Below are 16,506 nucleotides of genomic sequence, written 5' to 3'. Positions count from 1 at the left end.
CCCCACTGCCGGGTGATCACGGCGGGTGAACAGGGTACCGCCCGGCCTGTGCCGGGTCACTTCGCGACGGGACCCTCGCACACCGCCACGCCGCGTTCCCAGATGCTCCCCAGGATCAGGTGTCCGTCGGTCTCGCAGACGCTGGTGACCATGCGGTAGCCGGAGTGGCGGCGGGCGAGGTGGTGGACGACCCGGCCCTCGTCGTCGAGCGCCAGGACGCCGATCGTGCCGGTCGGGCGGTACGGGGCGCGTACCGCGACCCGGGCCGCGGCTCGGCGCACGGCGGGCGGGGTCCGGTGCAGCAGGTCCAGCGGGGGTACGCGCGGTCCGGCGAGGGCCACCCAGATCGGGCCGCCCCGCCGGTCGCGCCAGAGGTTGTCGGGCATGCCCGGCAGGGCGTCGGCGAAGGGTTCGCCGCGTCCGGCGTGGGGTCCGGTGAGCCAGTAGCGGGTCAGGCGGTACGCGCTGGTCTCGGCGACGACCAGGAAGGACTCGTCGTCGGCGACCGCGAGGCCGTTGGCGAACTGAAGCCCCTCCAGCACCACTTCGGGGGTCCCGCCACCGGGCGGGAGCCGCAGCAGGCGTCCGGTGCCGCTGTGCTCGACGACGTCGCCGATCCAGTGCTCCAGGGGGTGGCGGCGGCTGGAGACGGTGAAGTACACGCTGCCGTCCAAGAGGGCGACGGCGTTGCTGCAGAACCGCAGCCGCTCCCCCGCGACCGAGTCGGCGAGGACGCGGACGACGCCGTCGCCGAGGCCGACGCGGAGCAGGCCGCGTTCTGCGTCGCAGACCAACAGGTCGCCGTCCGGGAGGAGTTCGAGGCCGAGCGGACGGCCACCGGTCTCGGCGAGCACCTCCACGCGGGCCGTGGCCGGGTCGGTGAGTCCGTCGAGGCGCAGGATGCGGCCGTCCTCGACACCGGTGAGGACGCGGCCGCGGGCATCGGTCACCACGTCCTCGGGGCCGTGGCCGCCGATCGCGACATGGTGGCGGGGGACGAGTGGGGTGGGACGGTCCTGGCCCATGTGCGCCTGCCCTTCACGGTAGGAGGTCCGCCCATCCTGGCAGCCGATCCGTGCGGCCGAGGGCTACCAGCCCTTCTCGAAGATGCGGGCCACCTCGGCGACACGGACGTCGTCGCGGCGGTAGTACGTGCGGTACCGGACCCTCTTGGTCCGCAGAAGGCCCAGGCGGGTGAGGAGCCCGAGGTGTGTGACGGCGACGCGGCGGGGCACGCCGAGCTTGACGGCGACGGCCCGTGCGGTGACTCCGTCCTCGGCCGGGTCGCCGTGGCGCTGCGGCGGGAAGTGTGCGGCCGGGTCCTTCAGCCACTCAAGGATGTCCAGGCGCCTTACGCCGACGGGATTCCTCAGCAACTCGTCGCCTCCGTCCTGGCCTCGTACGCGCCTGTTCCACTGTCCCGCAGTACGGTCCGCCGCGTCCGGGACTGCGCGACCCTTGTCCGGTACCGAACCGTCGTACGGCAGAAAGCTGTTCTGTCCTGGTACCCAGGACCGGCGCCGGTACCCGGGAGGACGCCGAAGGGCCCGGCCGTCCCCTATTACGGCCGGGCCCGGTCGGTGATGGCTCAGCGGTGGCCGAACCACGTCATGGAGGAGAGCGCCCTGTCGTCGTAGCCGAACAGCGCCTGGTTCTCCCAGCCGTTGCCGGAGGTGGCGTCGGCCGGGTCCCAGCCGTTGCCGGTGACGGCGGTCCAGGTGGCCTCCCAGTAGAAGACGCCGAGGCCGCGGCCGTTCGGGACGGCTTCCACGATGCTCGCCACGTCGTTCATCCACTTGGTCTGGCCGGCCACGGTCGCCGGGTAGCCGGAGACCAGCTCACCGGTGGTGTCGATCTGGTTGGTGAGCGCGTCGTCGCTGTCCAGGCGGAAGGGGTAGGCCGTCTCGGCGACGAACACCGGCTTGCCGTAGCGGGCGGCGGCGTCGTCCAGGGTGGTCTGGAAGTCGGAGAGCGGGCCGTGCCAGTAGCCGTAGTAGGACAGGCCGATCGCGTCGAACTTCACGCCCTTGGCGACCGCGTTGTCGAACCACCACTCGGTGCCGGCCTTGTCACCGCCCTTGGCCAGGTGCAGCGCGACGACCGTGGACGAGTTGACGGCCTTGACCGCGTCGTAGCCGGAGTTGAGCAGACCGGCGAGCTGCGTCCAGTTGCCGGTCGACCCCTCGGACCACAGCATGCCGCCATTGATCTCATTGCCCACCTGGACCATGTCGGCCGTGGTGCCTTGAGCCTTCAAGGCGTTCAACACGTCGTACGTGTGGTTGTACACGTCTGTCTTGAGTTGACTGTACGAGTGGCTCGCCCAGGCGGCCGGCTTGGTCTGTGCGCCCGGGTCGGCCCAGGTGTCGGAGTAGTGGAAGTCGACCAGGAGCTTCATGCCCTGGGCCTTGATGCGCTTGGCCATGGCCAGCACGCGTGTCTTGTTGTTGTAGCCGTCGGCCGGGTTCACCCAGACCTTCAGCCGGGCGTAGTTCATGCCGTACGACTTCAGGATGGCGAGGGCGTCCCCGGTGCTGCCGGAAGCGGTTCGGTAGACGCCGCCCTTGGCCTCGCTCTTGGCGAGGGAGGAGATGTCGGCACCGTGGATCGACGTACTCGTCGTACCGGACGTGAAGGTCAGATCGTCAACATTGATCCAGTTGCCCGCGTTCGCGTCACTGTTGACGCTGATCGTGCACTGGTTGTTGGTCACCTTGATCGGCGTGACGATACGGATCCAGCCACTGGACGAGATCGGCAGATCGGTGCGCTGTTCCGAACTGCCGCAATTCCTGAGGGCTATGTAGGCCGAGTTCTGCCCGCCGCCGGAGCGGACCCAGGCGGTGAGGGTGTAGGTGCCGTTGGTCAGACCCGACAGGTACTGGTAGGTCTCCACCTTGTAGGCGGAGGACGCGTAGTGGGTCAGCCGGTAACTCCCGCCGTGACCACCGGACTCGGTGAACGAGGCTGCGGTGTCGCCGTACTCCGACCAGCCGCTGGGCACGGCCGCGCCGGTGCCGTCGGACTCGAAACCGCCGTTGGTCAGGGTGCTCGCCGCCTGGGCGCTCTGGGCGGGCAGGGCGGTGAGGGCGAGCCCGGCCGCGAGCGGCAGCAGCAGGGCTCCGATGGTGCGTCCGGGATGGAACTTCATCGTCCGTCGTCCCTTCGACGTAACTGGGGTGGGGGTGTGCTCCGATGGGGGCCGGAGGACAAGCCCCTCCGCCCGCGGCTCGACCGGCTCGCGCGGGCGGAGGGAAGCCGGCTCAGCCGTCGAGGCGTACGACCCGCACGGCCCCCGCGGGAACGGCGAGGCGGCCCGCGGCGCGTTCGCCCGTCAGCAGTTCGGTGCCGTGCGCGTCCAGCGGCACCTTGGCGTCGGTGGCGGTGTGGTTGATCGCGAACAGGAAGCTGCCGGACTCGCCGCTGCGGCGCACCACCTCGACGTCGCGCGGCAGATCGGCGCAGGGGGCGATGCGCGCGTCCTCGGCAGCCCAGCCGATCAGGGCGTCCAGGCCGTGCGCGTCGAGGCGGGTCGACACGTACCAGGCGGTGCCCTCGCCGAGCCGGTGCCGGGTGACGGCCGGGTGACCGGCCGCGAGCCCGTCGGCGTACGTCCACACCGTCTCGGCGCCGCGCGGCACCACGAACTCCGTCCACACGTCCCCCGTGAGCTCGGAGCTGTCGCGTCCGGTGACCCGCACCCGCTCGTCCTGGAGCAGCGGCGAGAACTCCTCCACGGTCAGGCCCAGGACCTCGCGCAGCGCACCCGGGTAGGCGCCCCGGTGGACGGCGTCGTGCTCGTCGACGATGCCGGAGAAGTAGGAGACGACGAGCGTGCCGCCGTTCTCGACGTACTCCCTGAGGTTGTTCCCGGCCGCCTCCGTCATCAGGTACAGCGCGGGAACGACGACAAGGGGATAGGCCGACAAGTCGGCTTCCGGGTGGGCGAAGTCGACCGTGAGGTGGCGGTCGTAGAGGGCCTCGTAGAAGGCGTCGGCGCGCTCGCGCGGGTCGTGGTCCTCGCTGGGGCGCCACTGGAGGTTCTGCGCCCACCAGGACTGCCAGTCCCACAGGACGGCGGCATCGGCCCGCGTACGGGTGCCGCGGACCGGCGCCAATGAGTCCACAGCGGCGCCGAGTTCGACCACTTCGCGCCACACCCGTGTCTGGGTGCCGCCGTGCGGCAGCATCGCGGAGTGGAACTTCTCGGCGCCGCGCCGCGACTGACGCCACTGGAAGAACATGGCGCCGTCGGAGCCTCGCGCCACATGGCCGAGGGAGTTGCGGGCCATCTGGCCGGGGGCCTTGGCGGGGTTGCGGGGCTGCCAGTTGACACCCGAGGTGGAGTGTTCGAGCAGCAGCCAGGGGGCGCCGCCGGCGACGGAGCGGGTGAGGTCTGCGGCCATCGCCAGGTTGACGTGGGTGCGACGGCCGTCGGTGATCAGGTAGTGGTCGTTGGTGACGAGGTCGACCTCACGGCCCCAGGCCCAGTAGTCCATGGAGTCGCACTGGCTGAGCGCGGTCATGAAGTTGGTGGTGACCGGGATGCCCGGCGAGAGGCGGTGCAGGATGTCCCGCTCCGTGCGGAAGTTCTCGCGGACGGTGGCGTCGGCGAACCGCCGGTAGTCGAGCGCCTGGGCGGGGTTGCCGACGGTCGGGGTCGCGCGCGGCGGGTTGATCTGCTCCAGGTCCGTGTAGTGCTGTCCCCAGAAGGCGGTGCCCCAGGCCTCGTTGACGCCTTCGACGCTCCCGTAGGTGTCCGCCAGCCAGCGGCGGAAGTGGGCGGCGCAGGGGTCGCAGTAGCAGGCCGAGACGGGGACGCCGTACTCGTTGTGCACGTGCCACAGCGCGAGCGCGGGGTGGTCACCGTAGCGCTCGGCGAGCTTCGTGGTGATGCTCGCGGCGGCCGCGCGGTAGTCGGCGTTGCTGTGGCAGATGGCGCCGCGGGAGCCGAACTCGTAGCGCACGCCCTCGGCGGTCACCGGCAGTGCCTCGGGGTGGGCCCGGTAGAACCACGCCGGGGGCACCACTGTGGGTGTGCCGAGGTCGACGCGGATGCCGTTCTCGTGCAGCAGGCCGAGGATCCGGTCCAGCCAGCCGAAGTCGTACGCGCCGGGTGAGGGCTCCAGCAGCGCCCAGGAGAAGATCCCGACGCTGACCATCGTGACGCCGGCCTCCCGCATCAGCCGGACGTCCTCCTGCCAGACGCTCTCCGGCCACTGCTCGGGGTTGTAGTCCCCACCGAAGGCGAGCCTGGTGAGGCCCCTGGGGGTGGTCTCCGGCATGGATCTCTCCCGTTTAATCGATCATTTGGGAACGTGCACACACATCATTGGCGGCGCGAGCCCAACATAACCGCACAGCAACAACCATTGACAAGTGTCTGGGATGTTTCTCTACTGTGAACGCTCACAGAAGCAGGACAGGGACTCGCGGCAGTCGAGGACCCGTCTTATGTGAACGCTCACATCTGCATGGCAGGTCTCCGCAGCGGGCGGGGACCCAGGTCAGGGGAGAGATCCATGCCGCACACGAAGCGCCGTCGCCTCGTGACAACCGCCGTCGCCGTCTCGCTCGGCGCCTCCGCCCTCGCCGCCTGCGGCTCGTCCGACAGCGACAGCAAGACCGAGTCCGGTCCGGTCTCGCTGACGTACTGGACCTGGACGCCCGGCATGGACAAGGTCGTGGACCTGTGGAACGCGGGGCCGGGGAAGAAGGACCGGATCACGGTCACGGTGAAGAAGCAGGCCTCCGGCGACTCGCTGGTCACCAAGATCCTCACCGCGCACAAGGCGAAGAAGGCGCCCGACCTGGTGCAGGCCGAGTACCAGGCGCTGCCGACCCTGGTGAGCAATGACGCGCTGGCGGACATCTCCAAGGACGTCGGCGACGCGAAGAACAAGTTCGCCGACGGCGTCTGGCAGCAGACCACGCTGGGCACGGACGCCGTCTACGCGGTGCCGCAGGACATCGGCCCGATGATGTTCTACTACCGCCAGGACCTGTTCAAGAAGTACGGCCTCAACGTCCCCACCACCTGGGAGCAGTTCGCCGAGACCGCCCGCACGCTGAAGAAGAAGGCCCCGGACAAGTCCCTGACCACCTTCTCCGCCAACGACTCCGGCCTCTTCGCGGGGCTCGCCCAGCAGGCCGGCGCCAAGTGGTGGACCACCTCCGGCGACAAGTGGAAGGTCGCCATCAACGACGCGGCCACCCAGAAGGTCGCCAAGTTCTGGGGCGGGCTGGTCAAGGACGGTGTCATCGACAACCAGCCGATGTACCAGCCGGCCTGGAACAAGGCGCTCAACACGGGCAAGGAGATCGCCTGGGTCAGCGCCGTGTGGGCACCGGGCACGCTCACCACGGCCGCGCCCGACACCAAGGGCAAGTGGGCCATGGCCCCGCTCCCCCAGTGGTCCGGAACCGAGAACGTCACGGGCAGCTGGGGCGGCTCCTCCACCGCCGTGACCACCGACTCCACGCACCGGGCCGCCGCCGCCAAGTTCGCCGCGTGGCTGAACACGGACGGCGAGGCACTCAACGCCCTGGCCAAGGAGGGCGGCATCTACCCGGCCTCCACCTCCGCCCAGCTCAGCGGTGCGTTCGTCGCCCCGCCGGAGTACTTCTCCAACCAGGCGGACTTCTACGCCAAGGCGGCCGACATCGCGAAGACCACCGCGCCGTCCGCATGGGGCCCGAACGTGAACGTCGCCTACGCGACCTTCAACGACGCGTTCGGCGTCGCCGCCAAGGACAAGTCGGACTTCGTGGCCGCCCTGGACAAGATGCAGGATGCCACGGTCGCCGACATGAAGAAGCAGGGCTTCGGGGTCTCTCAGTGACACGCGCCGCAAGCCGGAAGGCATACGGGGTCAAGGGGGCCCCGTATGCCTTCCTCCTCCCCGCGACGATCCTCTTCGCGCTGTTCTTCGCGCTGCCCATCGGGTACGCGGTCTGGCTCAGCTTCCGCAAGGTACACGTCTCCGGCCTCGGCCTCGGGGCGCACGCCCGCAGCGAGGTCTGGGCCGGCTTCGAGAACTACACCGGGGCGTTCCACGACAGCGAACTGCTGCACGGCGCGCTGCGCGTGCTCGGCTACGGCTGCATCGTCGTCCCGGTGATGCTCGGCCTCGCGCTGCTGTTCGCGCTGATGCTGGACTCCGACAAGGTGCGGCTCGCCCCGTTCACCCGGCTCGCGATCTTCCTGCCGTACGCCATCCCCGGCGTGGTGGCCGCGCTGATGTGGGGCTTCCTGTACCTGCCGGACGTCAGCCCCTTCTACTACGTGCTCGACAAGCTCGGCCTGCCGCAGCCCGGCCTGCTCGACGGCGGTCCGCTCTATCTCGCCCTGTCGAACATCGCGGTCTGGGGCGGCACCGGCTTCAACATGATCGTCATCTACACCTCGCTGCAGGCCATCCCGGCCGAGGTGTACGAGGCGGCGAAGCTGGACGGCGCCACCCCGCTGCAGATCGCGCTGAAGATCAAGATCCCGATGGTGGCGCCCTCGCTGGTGCTGACCTTCTTCTTCTCGATCATCGCGACGCTCCAGGTGTTCAACGAGCCGACCACCCTCAAGCCGCTCACCAACTCCATCAACACGAGCTGGAGTCCGCTGATGAAGGTGTACCAGGACGCCTTCCACCGCGGCGACATCTACTCCGCCGCCGCCGAGGCGACCCTGATCGCGCTGGCCACGCTGGTGCTGTCCTTCGGGTTCCTGCGGGCCGCGAACCGTCGCAACAAGCAGGAGGCAGCGCGATGAGCTCTCTTGCCGTCCGCAAGGCGGCCCCGGCCGCCGGCACCACCCCCGGCACCGCACAGGGCCCACCGCTGCGCCGCCGGATCGCGCTGGTGCCGACCGTCACCCTGCTGATCGGCGCCGTCTACACGCTGCTGCCGGTCGCCTGGGTGGTGATCGCGGCCACCAAGTCCGGGCGCGAGCTGTTCTCCACCTTCACCTTCCTGCCCGGCACCGGTTTCACCGACAACATCAAGGACCTCGACGCCTACCGCGACGGCATCTACTGGCAGTGGATGGGCAACTCCGCCCTGTACGCCGGGCTCGGCGCCCTGCTGTCCACCGCCGTGTCGGCGTTCAGCGGCTACGCGCTCGCGACCTACCGCTTCCGGGGCCGCGAGACGATGTTCAACGTGCTGCTCGCGGGCGTGCTGATGCCGCCGGTGATCCTCGCCGTTCCGCAGTACCTGCTGCTGGCCAAGGCCGGCCTCACGGACTCCTACGTGTCCGTGCTGCTGCCGCAGGTCCTCTCGCCGTACGGCGTCTACCTCGCGCGGATCTACACGGCCGCCGCGGTGCCCGCCGATGTGGTCGAGGCGGGACGGATGGACGGGGCGAGCGAGTGGCGCATCTTCACCCGGGTCGCGCTGCCGATGATGATCCCCGGCATGGTCACGGTGTTCCTGTTCCAGTTCGTGGCCGTGTGGAACAACTTCCTGCTGCCGTACATCATGCTCAGCGACGACGAGCGGTTCCCGCTCACGCTCGGTCTGTACACGCTCCTGGAGCAGGGCTCCAACACCCCGGCCCTGTACACGCTGGTGATCACCGGCGCGTTCCTGGCGGTCCTCCCGCTGATCGCCCTCTTCCTGGTCATTCAGCGGTTCTGGAGTCTGGATCTGCTGTCCGGAGCCGTAAAGTCATGACCATGGGCAATCCGGGGGGACGGCGGAAACCGCCGACGATCCACGACGTGGCGCGCGAGGCGGGCGTCTCGCGGGGCACCGTCTCGCGTGTGCTCAACGGTGGGCACTACGTCAGCCCCGCCGCGCAGGAGGCGGTGAACGCCGCCATCCGCAGGACGGGGTACGTCGTGAACCGGCACGCCCGCTCCCTGATCACCGGACGCTCGGACTCGGTCGGCTTCCTGCTGACCGAGCCGCAGGAGCGGTTCTTCGAGGACCCCAACTTCAATGTGCTGCTGAGCGGCTGCACCCAGGCGCTGGCCGCGCACGACATCCCGCTGCTGCTGATGCTGGCGGGCACGAAGGACGAACGGCGGCGCATCACCCGGTACATCACGGCCGGGCATGTCGACGGTGTGCTGCTGGTCTCCAGCCACTCCGGCGACCCGGTCGCGGAGGAGCTGCGCGAGGCGGGGGTGCCGCTGGTCGCCTGCGGCAAGCCGATCGGGCTGGGCTCCAAGGTGAGTTATGTGGCCGCCGACGACCGGGACGGCGCCCGTGACATGGTGCGCCATCTGCTGTCGCTGGGCCGGCGCAGGATCGGCGTGGTCACCGGCCCGCTGGACACCCCGGGTGGTGTCGAGCGCCTGGCCGGGTACAAGGAGGTGCTCGCCGAGGCGGGCGTCGAGATCGACGAGCGGCTCATCGTCTCCGGGGACTACAGCCGGGCCAGCGGTGAGGCGGGCGCGGAGCTGCTGCTCGACCGGGCGCCGGACATGGACGCCGTGTTCGTCGCGTCCGACCTGATGGCACAGGGCGTGCTCACCGTGCTGCAGCGGGCGGGCAGACGGGTGCCGGACGACATCGCCGTCGGCGGTTTCGACGACTCCCCGGCGGCCACCGCGGTCAGCCCGGCCCTCACCACGATCCGCCAGCCGTGGGACCGGATCAGCAACGAGATGGTCCGTGTACTGCTCGCTCAGATCGGGGGCGAGGACCCGGCGGCGGTGATCCTGCCGACGGAACTGGTGCGCCGCGAGTCGACCTGACGGGCGGGTTCCGTGTTGGACAGACCGCGGTCCATCAGGGTCGGCACCTCCAGTTCCCTCGGGCTGAGCGCGGCGAGGCCGGTGGGTACGGTGGGCCCACGCTCGCCCTTCGCGGCACAGCGCTCGACGAGCCGCGGGGTGATCGACGGCCGCTGTCAGGCCCCGCCGATGGCGACGAGCCGTACGGCCGCCGCCAGAGGTTCCGGGGTGACGTCCTTCGGCAGGCAGCCGCTCGCCCCGAGCGAGAGTGGAGCGGCCCAGGTCAGAGGTCGCCAGCATCAGCACGCGGCCGTCCGGGTCCTGTTCGAGGATGCGCCGGGTCGCCTCCAGGCCGTCCATGGTCGGCATGCGGATGTCCATCGGGACGACGTCCGGCCGCAGCTCAGGCGCCGCGGCCACCGCCTCCGCGCCGTCGACTGCCTCGGCCACCACGTCGAGGCACCGGGCCGTCGGAATCAGCCGGAAACCGGTCCTGGTCAGCGTCCGGTCGTCGACGATCAGCACACGCGGCACCCGCTCGGGCCCGGCCTTGGGCCGCCTGGGCGGGCCTTCCGCATGCGCGGCGGCTGTCACGGGCGACCCACAGGCATGCGTACCCGGACAGGGCAGCCGCCGCCGAGGCGTCGGCGGGCGTCCAGGTCACCGCCGTACACCGCGACCCGCTCCCACGGGCCCAACAGGCCGAGCCCCGCGCCGTCGTGGCGCCCGGGCACGGGCGGCCGCACGGTGGCGGAGCCGGTCAGCACGCTGGTGCCGGTGCTGAGGACCTCCACGCGCAGGGCGTGGCCGTCGTCGCGCAAGCTCACCTCCGCCCTGCCGCCGTCGCCGCCCCGCGGGAAAGGGCGCAGGTCGACGGCGATCCGTACCTCGACAGACAGTCCCGCGCACGCTGGGGCCGGTGCTGAGGACCTCCACGCGCAGGGCGTGGCCGTCGTCGCGCAAGCTCACCTCCGCCCTGCCGCCGTCGCCGCCCCGCGGGAAGGGGCGCGGGTCGACGGCGATCCGCACCTCGCCGGACAGTCCGGCGCACGCTGGTGCCGGTGCTGAGGACCTCCACGCGCAGGGCGTGGCCGTCGTCGCGCACGCTCACCTCCACCCTGCCGTCGTCGCCACCCCGCGGGAAGGGGCGCAGGTCGCAGGAGATCCGCACCTCGCCGGACAGTCCGGCGCACGAGATCCGGTCCACCAGCGGCCCCAGCCTGTCTGGGGCGAAGGCGGGAACCGGTCAGGATCGGAGAAGCGGCCCCGCACTCCCCGGCTCTAGCGTGGGACCACCGACGGATCACGTCGGTCCCGCACCACGAAGGAGTGAGTTCACCATGACCGCCGGCCTCCAGACGATCATCTACCCCGTCAAGGACATCGCGCGGGCCAAGGCCCTGTTCAGGGCGCTGCTCGAAGTCGAGCCCTATGCGGACGAGCCGTACTACGTCGGCTTCAAGGACGCCGGGCAGGACGTCGGCCTCGACCCGAACGGGCACGCCAAGGGCATGACCGGGCCCGTGCCGTACTGGCACGTCTCCGACATCCGGGCGCGGCTCGCGAGCCTGCTGGAGGCGGGCGCCGAGCTGCTGCAGGACGTGCAGGACGTCGGTGGCGGCCGGCTGATCGCCTCGGTGAAGGACGCCGACGGCAACCTCGTGGGGCTCCTCCAGGACGCGGCCGCCTGAGTCCCCCCGCCCGGGCGTCGGACGTCTGCTTGCACCCGCACTAGTTGCACACTCAACGATTGGCCGAATCGGTGTTACCGTGCGGGTATGGCAGTCACAACGGCCGAGTCCCGGCTCGAAGAGCGCTGGCGGGACATCCTGTCCGTGCACGCGCGCACGATGTGCGAGATCGACCGGGCCCTGCACCCGCACGGCCTGGGCGCGAGCGACTTCGAGGTGCTCGACATCCTGGCCTCCGAGGCGCCCCGCGAGGGCGACCAGTGCCGGGTGCAGAACCTCGTCGGACGGGTCCATCTCAGCCAGAGCGCGCTGTCCCGGCTGATAGCCCGCCTGGAGAAGGACGGCCTGGTGGAGCGCTCCGTCTGCGCCGAGGACCGGCGCGGGGTCTGGGTCACGCTCACCCGCAAGGGCCGTGACCTGCACACCGAAGTGCTGCCGCTGCAACGCGCCGCGCTGGCCCGCACCCTGGAGGGCGCCGAGGAGAGCACCGGCTAGACCACGAACTCGGCCCCGTCCGGCAGCACTTCGACGCCCTTCTCGGCCACCCTCGACCGAGCCCGTGAGGCCGGGTCGAGCAGCGGGTTCGTGTTGTTGAGGTGGGTGTAGATCCGGCGCGGGCGAGGATGGCGGGCCAGCGCGGCGAGGCTGCCGTGCGGACCCGTGACGGAAAGATGCCCCATGGCCCCCTGCCCGGCACCCGACCGCACCGCCGCGCCCATCTCGTCGGCGGCGAAGAACGTGCCGTCGAACAGCACACAGTCCGCCGCCGCGCACAACTCGTCCAGGGCGGGCGACCAGGCGGCCACGCAGGGCGCGTAGACCAGGACTCCCCCGGTGGCCAGGTCCTCCACGCGGTACGCCGTCACCCAGCGGTCGTCCGGCTCCCGCACGGGGGCCGGTACATACTTCGGGATCTTGTCCCCCACCGGGTGTGCCGTGACGACCAGGCCGCCGGCCAGCACGAATCCGCCGTCGGCCAGGCTGTCGGCCCATTCCCAGGGGGCATAGCGGTCCAGTGCCGCACGGGCCGGAGCAAGCACGGCACGCACCGGCGGGGCCGCGTACACCTTCAGGTCCACGGCGCCGCGCAGCACCGTCAGACCGGTGACATGGTCGGCCTCGGCATCGGTCAGCAGCACACCCCGCAACGGTGTGTCGCGGGGGCCGAGGCCCGGCCACAGCGCCGGGGTGGCGGTGAGCTGGGTGCCGATGTCGGGCGAGGCGTTGAGCAGCCACCAGTCGCGCCCGTTGCCCGTGAGGGCCAGGCATTCCTGGGTGCGGGGAGGCAGTTTGCCGTCCCGGGCGGCCGTGCACAGCGCACAGGCGCAGTTCCACTGCGGGAAGCCACCGCCCGCGGCCGTGCCCAGCAGGACGACCCTCACGACCATCCGCTCCTCTCGCTCTCCCGGTCCCTCCGCTGGGATCTTCCCTCCGGAGGCCGGTGGACTACCCCTCGGCAGGGGGCAGTTCCGGCCGACCTTCGCCGGGACGCCGGTCCACCGGGCGCCGGGGCGGGATCGGACCGGCCGAGAAGTCGCGCGGGCCGGTCCACAGGGCCGGGACCGCGTCGCAGCGGCGGCACAGCTCGTAGACGATCGCCTCGTAGTTGACGCGCCAGCCCCGGAAGTGCGGCCAGGCGTCCCTGGCCGACCGCTCAGCCAGGAAACCGGCCGTCTCCACTCTCGCCACCGCCTCCTCGAACTCCCCGAACGTGAGCCGGATCGAGGCGTCCGGTGCCGGGTCGGCGTCGAACGGGATGCGCAGCGAGCGGGCGATGTCGCGCAGGGCCGTGAACCCGGCACGCAGCACGAGCCGCGCCTCCGGCGGCGCGACGCGCGGGGCCAGGGAGAGCTGCATGGCCGCCGCGTCCATGACGGCGACGAGCCCGACCAGCGCGCTGCGGTGCGGGCGCGGGGAGCGGAAGGTCAGCAGGATCGGGTACGTGGAGTGGCTCTCCCCGATGTCCGAGGCCAGCCGCTCCCAGGCGCGGTACAGCTCGGGCAGCGCGCCCTCGGTGTCGACCAGCCACTGCCGGGCCAGCACCTCGGGGCCCCAGGCGGGCTCGCCGGCCCGGGACTGGAGCAGGGTGACCTCCAGTTCGCGCCGGTTGTAGGCGCTGTAGAGCGTCGGCAGGTAGGCGATCTGCAGGGCGATGACGACGGGTCCGGTGGCCGCGGCGCCGAAGTCGAGCGCCGACAGCTTCAGCCGGGCGCCGCTGGCGAAGCCGAGGGTGAACAGGCTGCTGCCCGCCTCCCGGAAGGCCGCGGCCCAGGACAGCGGGGACAGCGCGTACAGCAGGAGCCCGAACGCGAGCAGGGCCCCGCCGAGCCAGGTGGCGAGCATCCCGATCAGCATCAGCGGGGCGAGCCAGGTCTGCGCGCGGTCGACGGCCTCGTATCCGCCCCCTCGCTGGGTCAGCCGCAGCAGTCTGCGCAGCACCCACCACAGACGGAACACCAGCCCGGAGTACAGCCCGCGGGGCACCACCAGGGTGCGCAGGATGCTGCCGAGGACCAGTGCGAGCACCAGCGCCCCGGCCGCGCCGGAGATCCATGCCATGCGGTCATTCTGAACGGCGCCCGGCTCCGGGGACGCGGGGAGCACCGCAGACGGGTCATGGGCGCCGTACGGAGTGCGGACAACGGCCACGCATTACGGAGTGTCCCGGTCACGCCCGACGCCTACGGTGTGCTCGCGGTGAACGGAGATCGCCGCAGGGATGAGCAGGGTCGGCGCCGCTCATCCTCGTTCGGGTGGAGCGGGGGCGCGGGAGTGCGCGACGGTCGCCCGCACCTTCGGGCCCGGGTCACTCCCCCGTGAACACGGCGGCCGGGCCCACCAAGTGGGTCCCGTTCCCGGTCCGGCACACGCCCGAGCCCCGCCCCGCGGCCGAGGCGGATACCGCCAACCGGGTGGCCGCGGTGGAACCGGGGGTGGTGCGGGGGCAGTTCACGGCAGGTCATGCCTCGCACGCCCTCCCAAGTCATCACTCGTCGTGACCGGTTCCGGGTAGCTGTAGACACGGAGGGTGACGGTAGGCACATGAGCCGTCACCGGTGCTACAGGAGAGAAGGAACCATGTCGGTCGAGACCGGTACGACCCCTGCAGCGGGTGCCGAGGAGCGGGAGCCGCAGAGCCTCGGTACCGCCGCGGCACGGAATCTCACGACGACGACCAAGTCCGAGCCCCAGATGCAGGGGATCAGCTCACGGTGGCTGACGCGCATGCTGCCCTGGGTGGACGTGCCGGGCGGCACGTATCGCGTCAACCGGCGGCTGGCGTATGTGCTCGGTGACGGACGGGTGACGTTCGTCAAGACCGGCGCGCAGGTCAGGGTGGTCCCGGCGGAGCTGGGCGAACTGCCCCTGCTGCGCGGGTTCCCGGACGGTGCCGCACTGCAGGCGCTGGCGGCACGGTTCGAGCAGCGGGAGTACGCGCCCGGCCAGGTGATCGCCACGGCGGGCCGGCCGGCCGACCATGTCTACCTGGTCGCGCACGGCAAGGTGGAGAAGATCGGCGCGGGCCCCTACGGCGACGAGACGGTGGTCGGCCTGCTCGCCGACGGGGACACCTTCGGCGGCCAGGTGCTCGCGGGCCTGGACGGCGCCTGGGATTTCACCGCCCGCGCGGCGACCGCCACCACCGTGCTGGCGCTGCCGCACTCGGCGTACCAGGAGGTCGCGCAGCGGCACGGCGATCTGCGGGCGCACGTGGATCTGGCCCGGCGGGACGGTCACCGGCCGGTCAACGGCTCCGGAGAGGCCGAGATCGCGCTCAGTTCGGGGCACTCGGGCGAGCCGGACATCCCGGGGACGTTCGTGGACTACGAGGTGGAGCCGCGCGAGTACGGGCTGAGCGTCGCGCAGACGGTGCTGCGGGTGCACACCCGTGTCGCCGATCTCTACAACCAGCCGATGCACCAGACCCAGCAGCAACTCCGGCTGACCGTCGAGGCGTTGCGGGAGCGGCAGGAGCGCGAGCTGGTCAACAACCGGGACTTCGGGCTGCTGCACAACGCCGACTACGACCAGCGGATCTCCACCCGTTCCGGGCCGCCGACGCCGGACGATCTGGACGAACTGCTGAGCATGCGGCGCGAGACCAGTTTCCTGTTCGCGCATCCACGGGCGATCGCCGCGTTCGGCCGCGAGTGCAGCAAGCGGGGCCTGTACTTCGGCGGTGTCGAGGTGAACGGCCACAGACTGCCCGCCTGGCGCGGGGTTCCCCTGCTGCCGTGCGGCAAGATCCCGGTCACCGAGGCCCGTACGTCGTCGATCATCGCGATGCGCACCGGCGAGGACGACCAGGGCGTGATCGGCCTGCACCAGACGGGCCTGCCGGACGAGGTCGAACCGGGCCTGAACATCCGCTTCATGGGCATCAACGAGCAGGCGGTGACCTCCTATCTGGTGAGCACGTACTACGCGGCAGCGGTGCTCGTACCGGACGCGCTCGGCATCCTGGAGAACGTGGAGGTCTCCCGCCGCGACACCGACCGAGGCTAGGCGGGTGAGGGTCCGGGGCCGGCGTGGCGGTGGGCCGACTCGTTCTCCTGGGCCATGCGTCTGAGCGCCATCAGCGCGGGCTCCAGGAGGACGGTCAGCAGCAGGGCGCGTTCGGCTGCCTCCAACGGATCCTCGATTCCGTCGAGTTGGTCGAGGTCGAGGACTGCGGTCCGCTCCGCCAGCCGCGCGTACGGCAGCAACGTACGCCGGTCCAGGGGGACTCCGAGCGAGCGCAGTGAGGTGAGGGTCTCGGCGAGCGTGGCACGGGCGGGTGCCGACCGGTGCACGTCCCAGCCCAGCTCCTCGACCAGCTCATCGACTTCGGCCGCGGCGGGGGCCTGCTCTCCTGGCTCCCCGGCCGGTCCGATCGAGCCCAGGGCGAGGCCGAGCGTGAGGTGGGTGTCGTCCGCGCTGCGGGACAGGGCGTCCAGCAGTTCCCGGGTGGTGCCCACGGACAGCCCGCGCACCCCGGTCAGCGCCCGGATCAGACGGAGTCTGCGCAGATGGTGGTCGTCGTACTCGGCCTGGGTCGCTGCGGTCGTCCGGCCTGGCGGGAGCAGGCCCTCGCGGATGTAGTACTTGACGGTCGAGACGGAGACGCCGCCGCGGCGGCTCAGCTCGGACATGCGCATCGA

Annotated in this window: 15 protein-coding genes and 1 pseudogene; 7 read left to right on the top strand and 9 right to left on the bottom strand. The window is 71.0% G+C overall.

Annotated features, from left to right (window positions below):
- Nucleotides 1–56 precede the first annotated feature (56 nt).
- From AB0I54_RS28775 to AB0I54_RS28760, 4 genes are all read right to left on the bottom strand, one after another.
- On the bottom strand, nucleotides 57–1,025 hold the full coding sequence (locus tag AB0I54_RS28775; protein ID WP_363299065.1) for an SMP-30/gluconolactonase/LRE family protein: 969 nt from the start codon (nucleotides 1,023–1,025) through the stop codon (nucleotides 57–59).
- Nucleotides 1,026–1,088: 63 nt separating this feature from the next.
- A complete protein-coding gene (locus AB0I54_RS28770; RefSeq protein WP_363299064.1) occupies nucleotides 1,089–1,376 on the bottom strand; it encodes an ArsR family transcriptional regulator in 288 nt (95 codons plus the stop codon).
- A 212-nt stretch (nucleotides 1,377–1,588) separates the two neighbouring features.
- Nucleotides 1,589–3,151, bottom strand: a complete 1,563-nt coding sequence (locus AB0I54_RS28765) for a glycosyl hydrolase 53 family protein (protein WP_363299063.1) — start codon at nucleotides 3,149–3,151, stop codon at nucleotides 1,589–1,591.
- Between the two features lie 112 nt (nucleotides 3,152–3,263).
- Entirely contained in the window at nucleotides 3,264–5,285 is a 2,022-nt protein-coding gene (locus AB0I54_RS28760) for a beta-galactosidase (protein WP_363299062.1), read from the bottom strand.
- A 237-nt stretch (nucleotides 5,286–5,522) separates the two neighbouring features.
- Here AB0I54_RS28760 and AB0I54_RS28755 point away from each other — a divergent pair, with 237 nt between their 5' ends.
- The 4 genes from AB0I54_RS28755 to AB0I54_RS28740 are packed head-to-tail and all read left to right on the top strand — an operon-like array spanning nucleotide 5,523 to nucleotide 9,695.
- A complete protein-coding gene (locus tag AB0I54_RS28755; protein WP_363299061.1) occupies nucleotides 5,523–6,842 on the top strand; it encodes an extracellular solute-binding protein in 1,320 nt (439 codons plus the stop codon).
- Nucleotides 6,839–7,765, top strand: coding sequence for a sugar ABC transporter permease (locus tag AB0I54_RS28750; RefSeq protein WP_363299060.1), 927 nt, complete (start codon nucleotides 6,839–6,841; stop codon nucleotides 7,763–7,765). The genes AB0I54_RS28755 and AB0I54_RS28750 overlap by 4 nt, the downstream gene beginning before the upstream one ends.
- Nucleotides 7,762–8,667: a carbohydrate ABC transporter permease gene (locus AB0I54_RS28745; RefSeq protein WP_363299059.1), complete on the top strand. Its 906-nt coding sequence runs from the start codon at nucleotides 7,762–7,764 to the stop codon at nucleotides 8,665–8,667. Before AB0I54_RS28750 ends, AB0I54_RS28745 begins: the two co-directional genes overlap by 4 nt.
- On the top strand, nucleotides 8,664–9,695 hold the full coding sequence (locus AB0I54_RS28740) for a LacI family DNA-binding transcriptional regulator (RefSeq protein WP_363299058.1): 1,032 nt from the start codon (nucleotides 8,664–8,666) through the stop codon (nucleotides 9,693–9,695). The genes AB0I54_RS28745 and AB0I54_RS28740 overlap by 4 nt, the downstream gene beginning before the upstream one ends.
- A gap of 327 nt (nucleotides 9,696–10,022) precedes the next feature.
- Here the strand turns inward: AB0I54_RS28740 and AB0I54_RS28735 are convergent.
- Both AB0I54_RS28735 and AB0I54_RS28730 read right to left on the bottom strand, forming a co-directional pair.
- Nucleotides 10,023–10,199, bottom strand: a pseudogene (locus AB0I54_RS28735) (response regulator); the annotation flags it as partial.
- Nucleotides 10,200–10,264: 65 nt separating this feature from the next.
- Complete coding sequence (locus AB0I54_RS28730) at nucleotides 10,265–10,495, bottom strand: hypothetical protein (protein WP_363299057.1); 231 nt, start codon at nucleotides 10,493–10,495, stop codon at nucleotides 10,265–10,267.
- A gap of 519 nt (nucleotides 10,496–11,014) precedes the next feature.
- Between AB0I54_RS28730 and AB0I54_RS28725 the strand changes: the two genes are divergently transcribed.
- Together AB0I54_RS28725 and AB0I54_RS28720 are read left to right on the top strand one after the other, a co-directional pair.
- Nucleotides 11,015–11,365 (top strand): VOC family protein, encoded by a 351-nt coding sequence (locus AB0I54_RS28725; RefSeq protein ID WP_363299056.1) that lies wholly within the window; start codon nucleotides 11,015–11,017, stop codon nucleotides 11,363–11,365.
- An 87-nt stretch (nucleotides 11,366–11,452) separates the two neighbouring features.
- The gene (locus tag AB0I54_RS28720; protein WP_363299055.1) at nucleotides 11,453–11,860 is read left to right on the top strand and encodes a MarR family transcriptional regulator; all 408 of its coding nucleotides are present in this window, start codon (nucleotides 11,453–11,455) and stop codon (nucleotides 11,858–11,860) included.
- On the opposite strand, the gene pqqB is transcribed toward AB0I54_RS28720, so the two are convergent.
- Nucleotides 11,857–12,753: a pyrroloquinoline quinone biosynthesis protein PqqB gene (pqqB, locus tag AB0I54_RS28715; protein WP_363299054.1), complete on the bottom strand. Its 897-nt coding sequence runs from the start codon at nucleotides 12,751–12,753 to the stop codon at nucleotides 11,857–11,859. The two genes, AB0I54_RS28720 and pqqB, sit on opposite strands and share 4 nt — an antisense overlap.
- A gap of 58 nt (nucleotides 12,754–12,811) precedes the next feature.
- On the bottom strand, nucleotides 12,812–13,924 hold the full coding sequence (locus tag AB0I54_RS28710) for a hypothetical protein (RefSeq protein WP_363299053.1): 1,113 nt from the start codon (nucleotides 13,922–13,924) through the stop codon (nucleotides 12,812–12,814).
- A gap of 519 nt (nucleotides 13,925–14,443) precedes the next feature.
- On the opposite strand from AB0I54_RS28710, the gene AB0I54_RS28705 reads away from it, so the two are divergent.
- A complete protein-coding gene (locus AB0I54_RS28705; RefSeq protein ID WP_363299052.1) occupies nucleotides 14,444–15,871 on the top strand; it encodes a family 2B encapsulin nanocompartment shell protein in 1,428 nt (475 codons plus the stop codon).
- Here AB0I54_RS28705 and AB0I54_RS28700 read toward each other — a convergent pair.
- On the bottom strand, nucleotides 15,868–16,503 hold the full coding sequence (locus AB0I54_RS28700; protein ID WP_363299051.1) for a MerR family transcriptional regulator: 636 nt from the start codon (nucleotides 16,501–16,503) through the stop codon (nucleotides 15,868–15,870). The genes AB0I54_RS28705 and AB0I54_RS28700 overlap by 4 nt on opposite strands.
- Nucleotides 16,504–16,506 lie beyond the last annotated feature (3 nt).

Source organism: Streptomyces sp. NPDC050625 (assembly GCF_040654755.1).
GTDB lineage: Bacteria > Actinomycetota > Actinomycetes > Streptomycetales > Streptomycetaceae > Streptomyces.
Note: the sequence above shows the minus strand (reverse complement) of the source record. Positions and strands in the feature narration are given on the sequence as shown.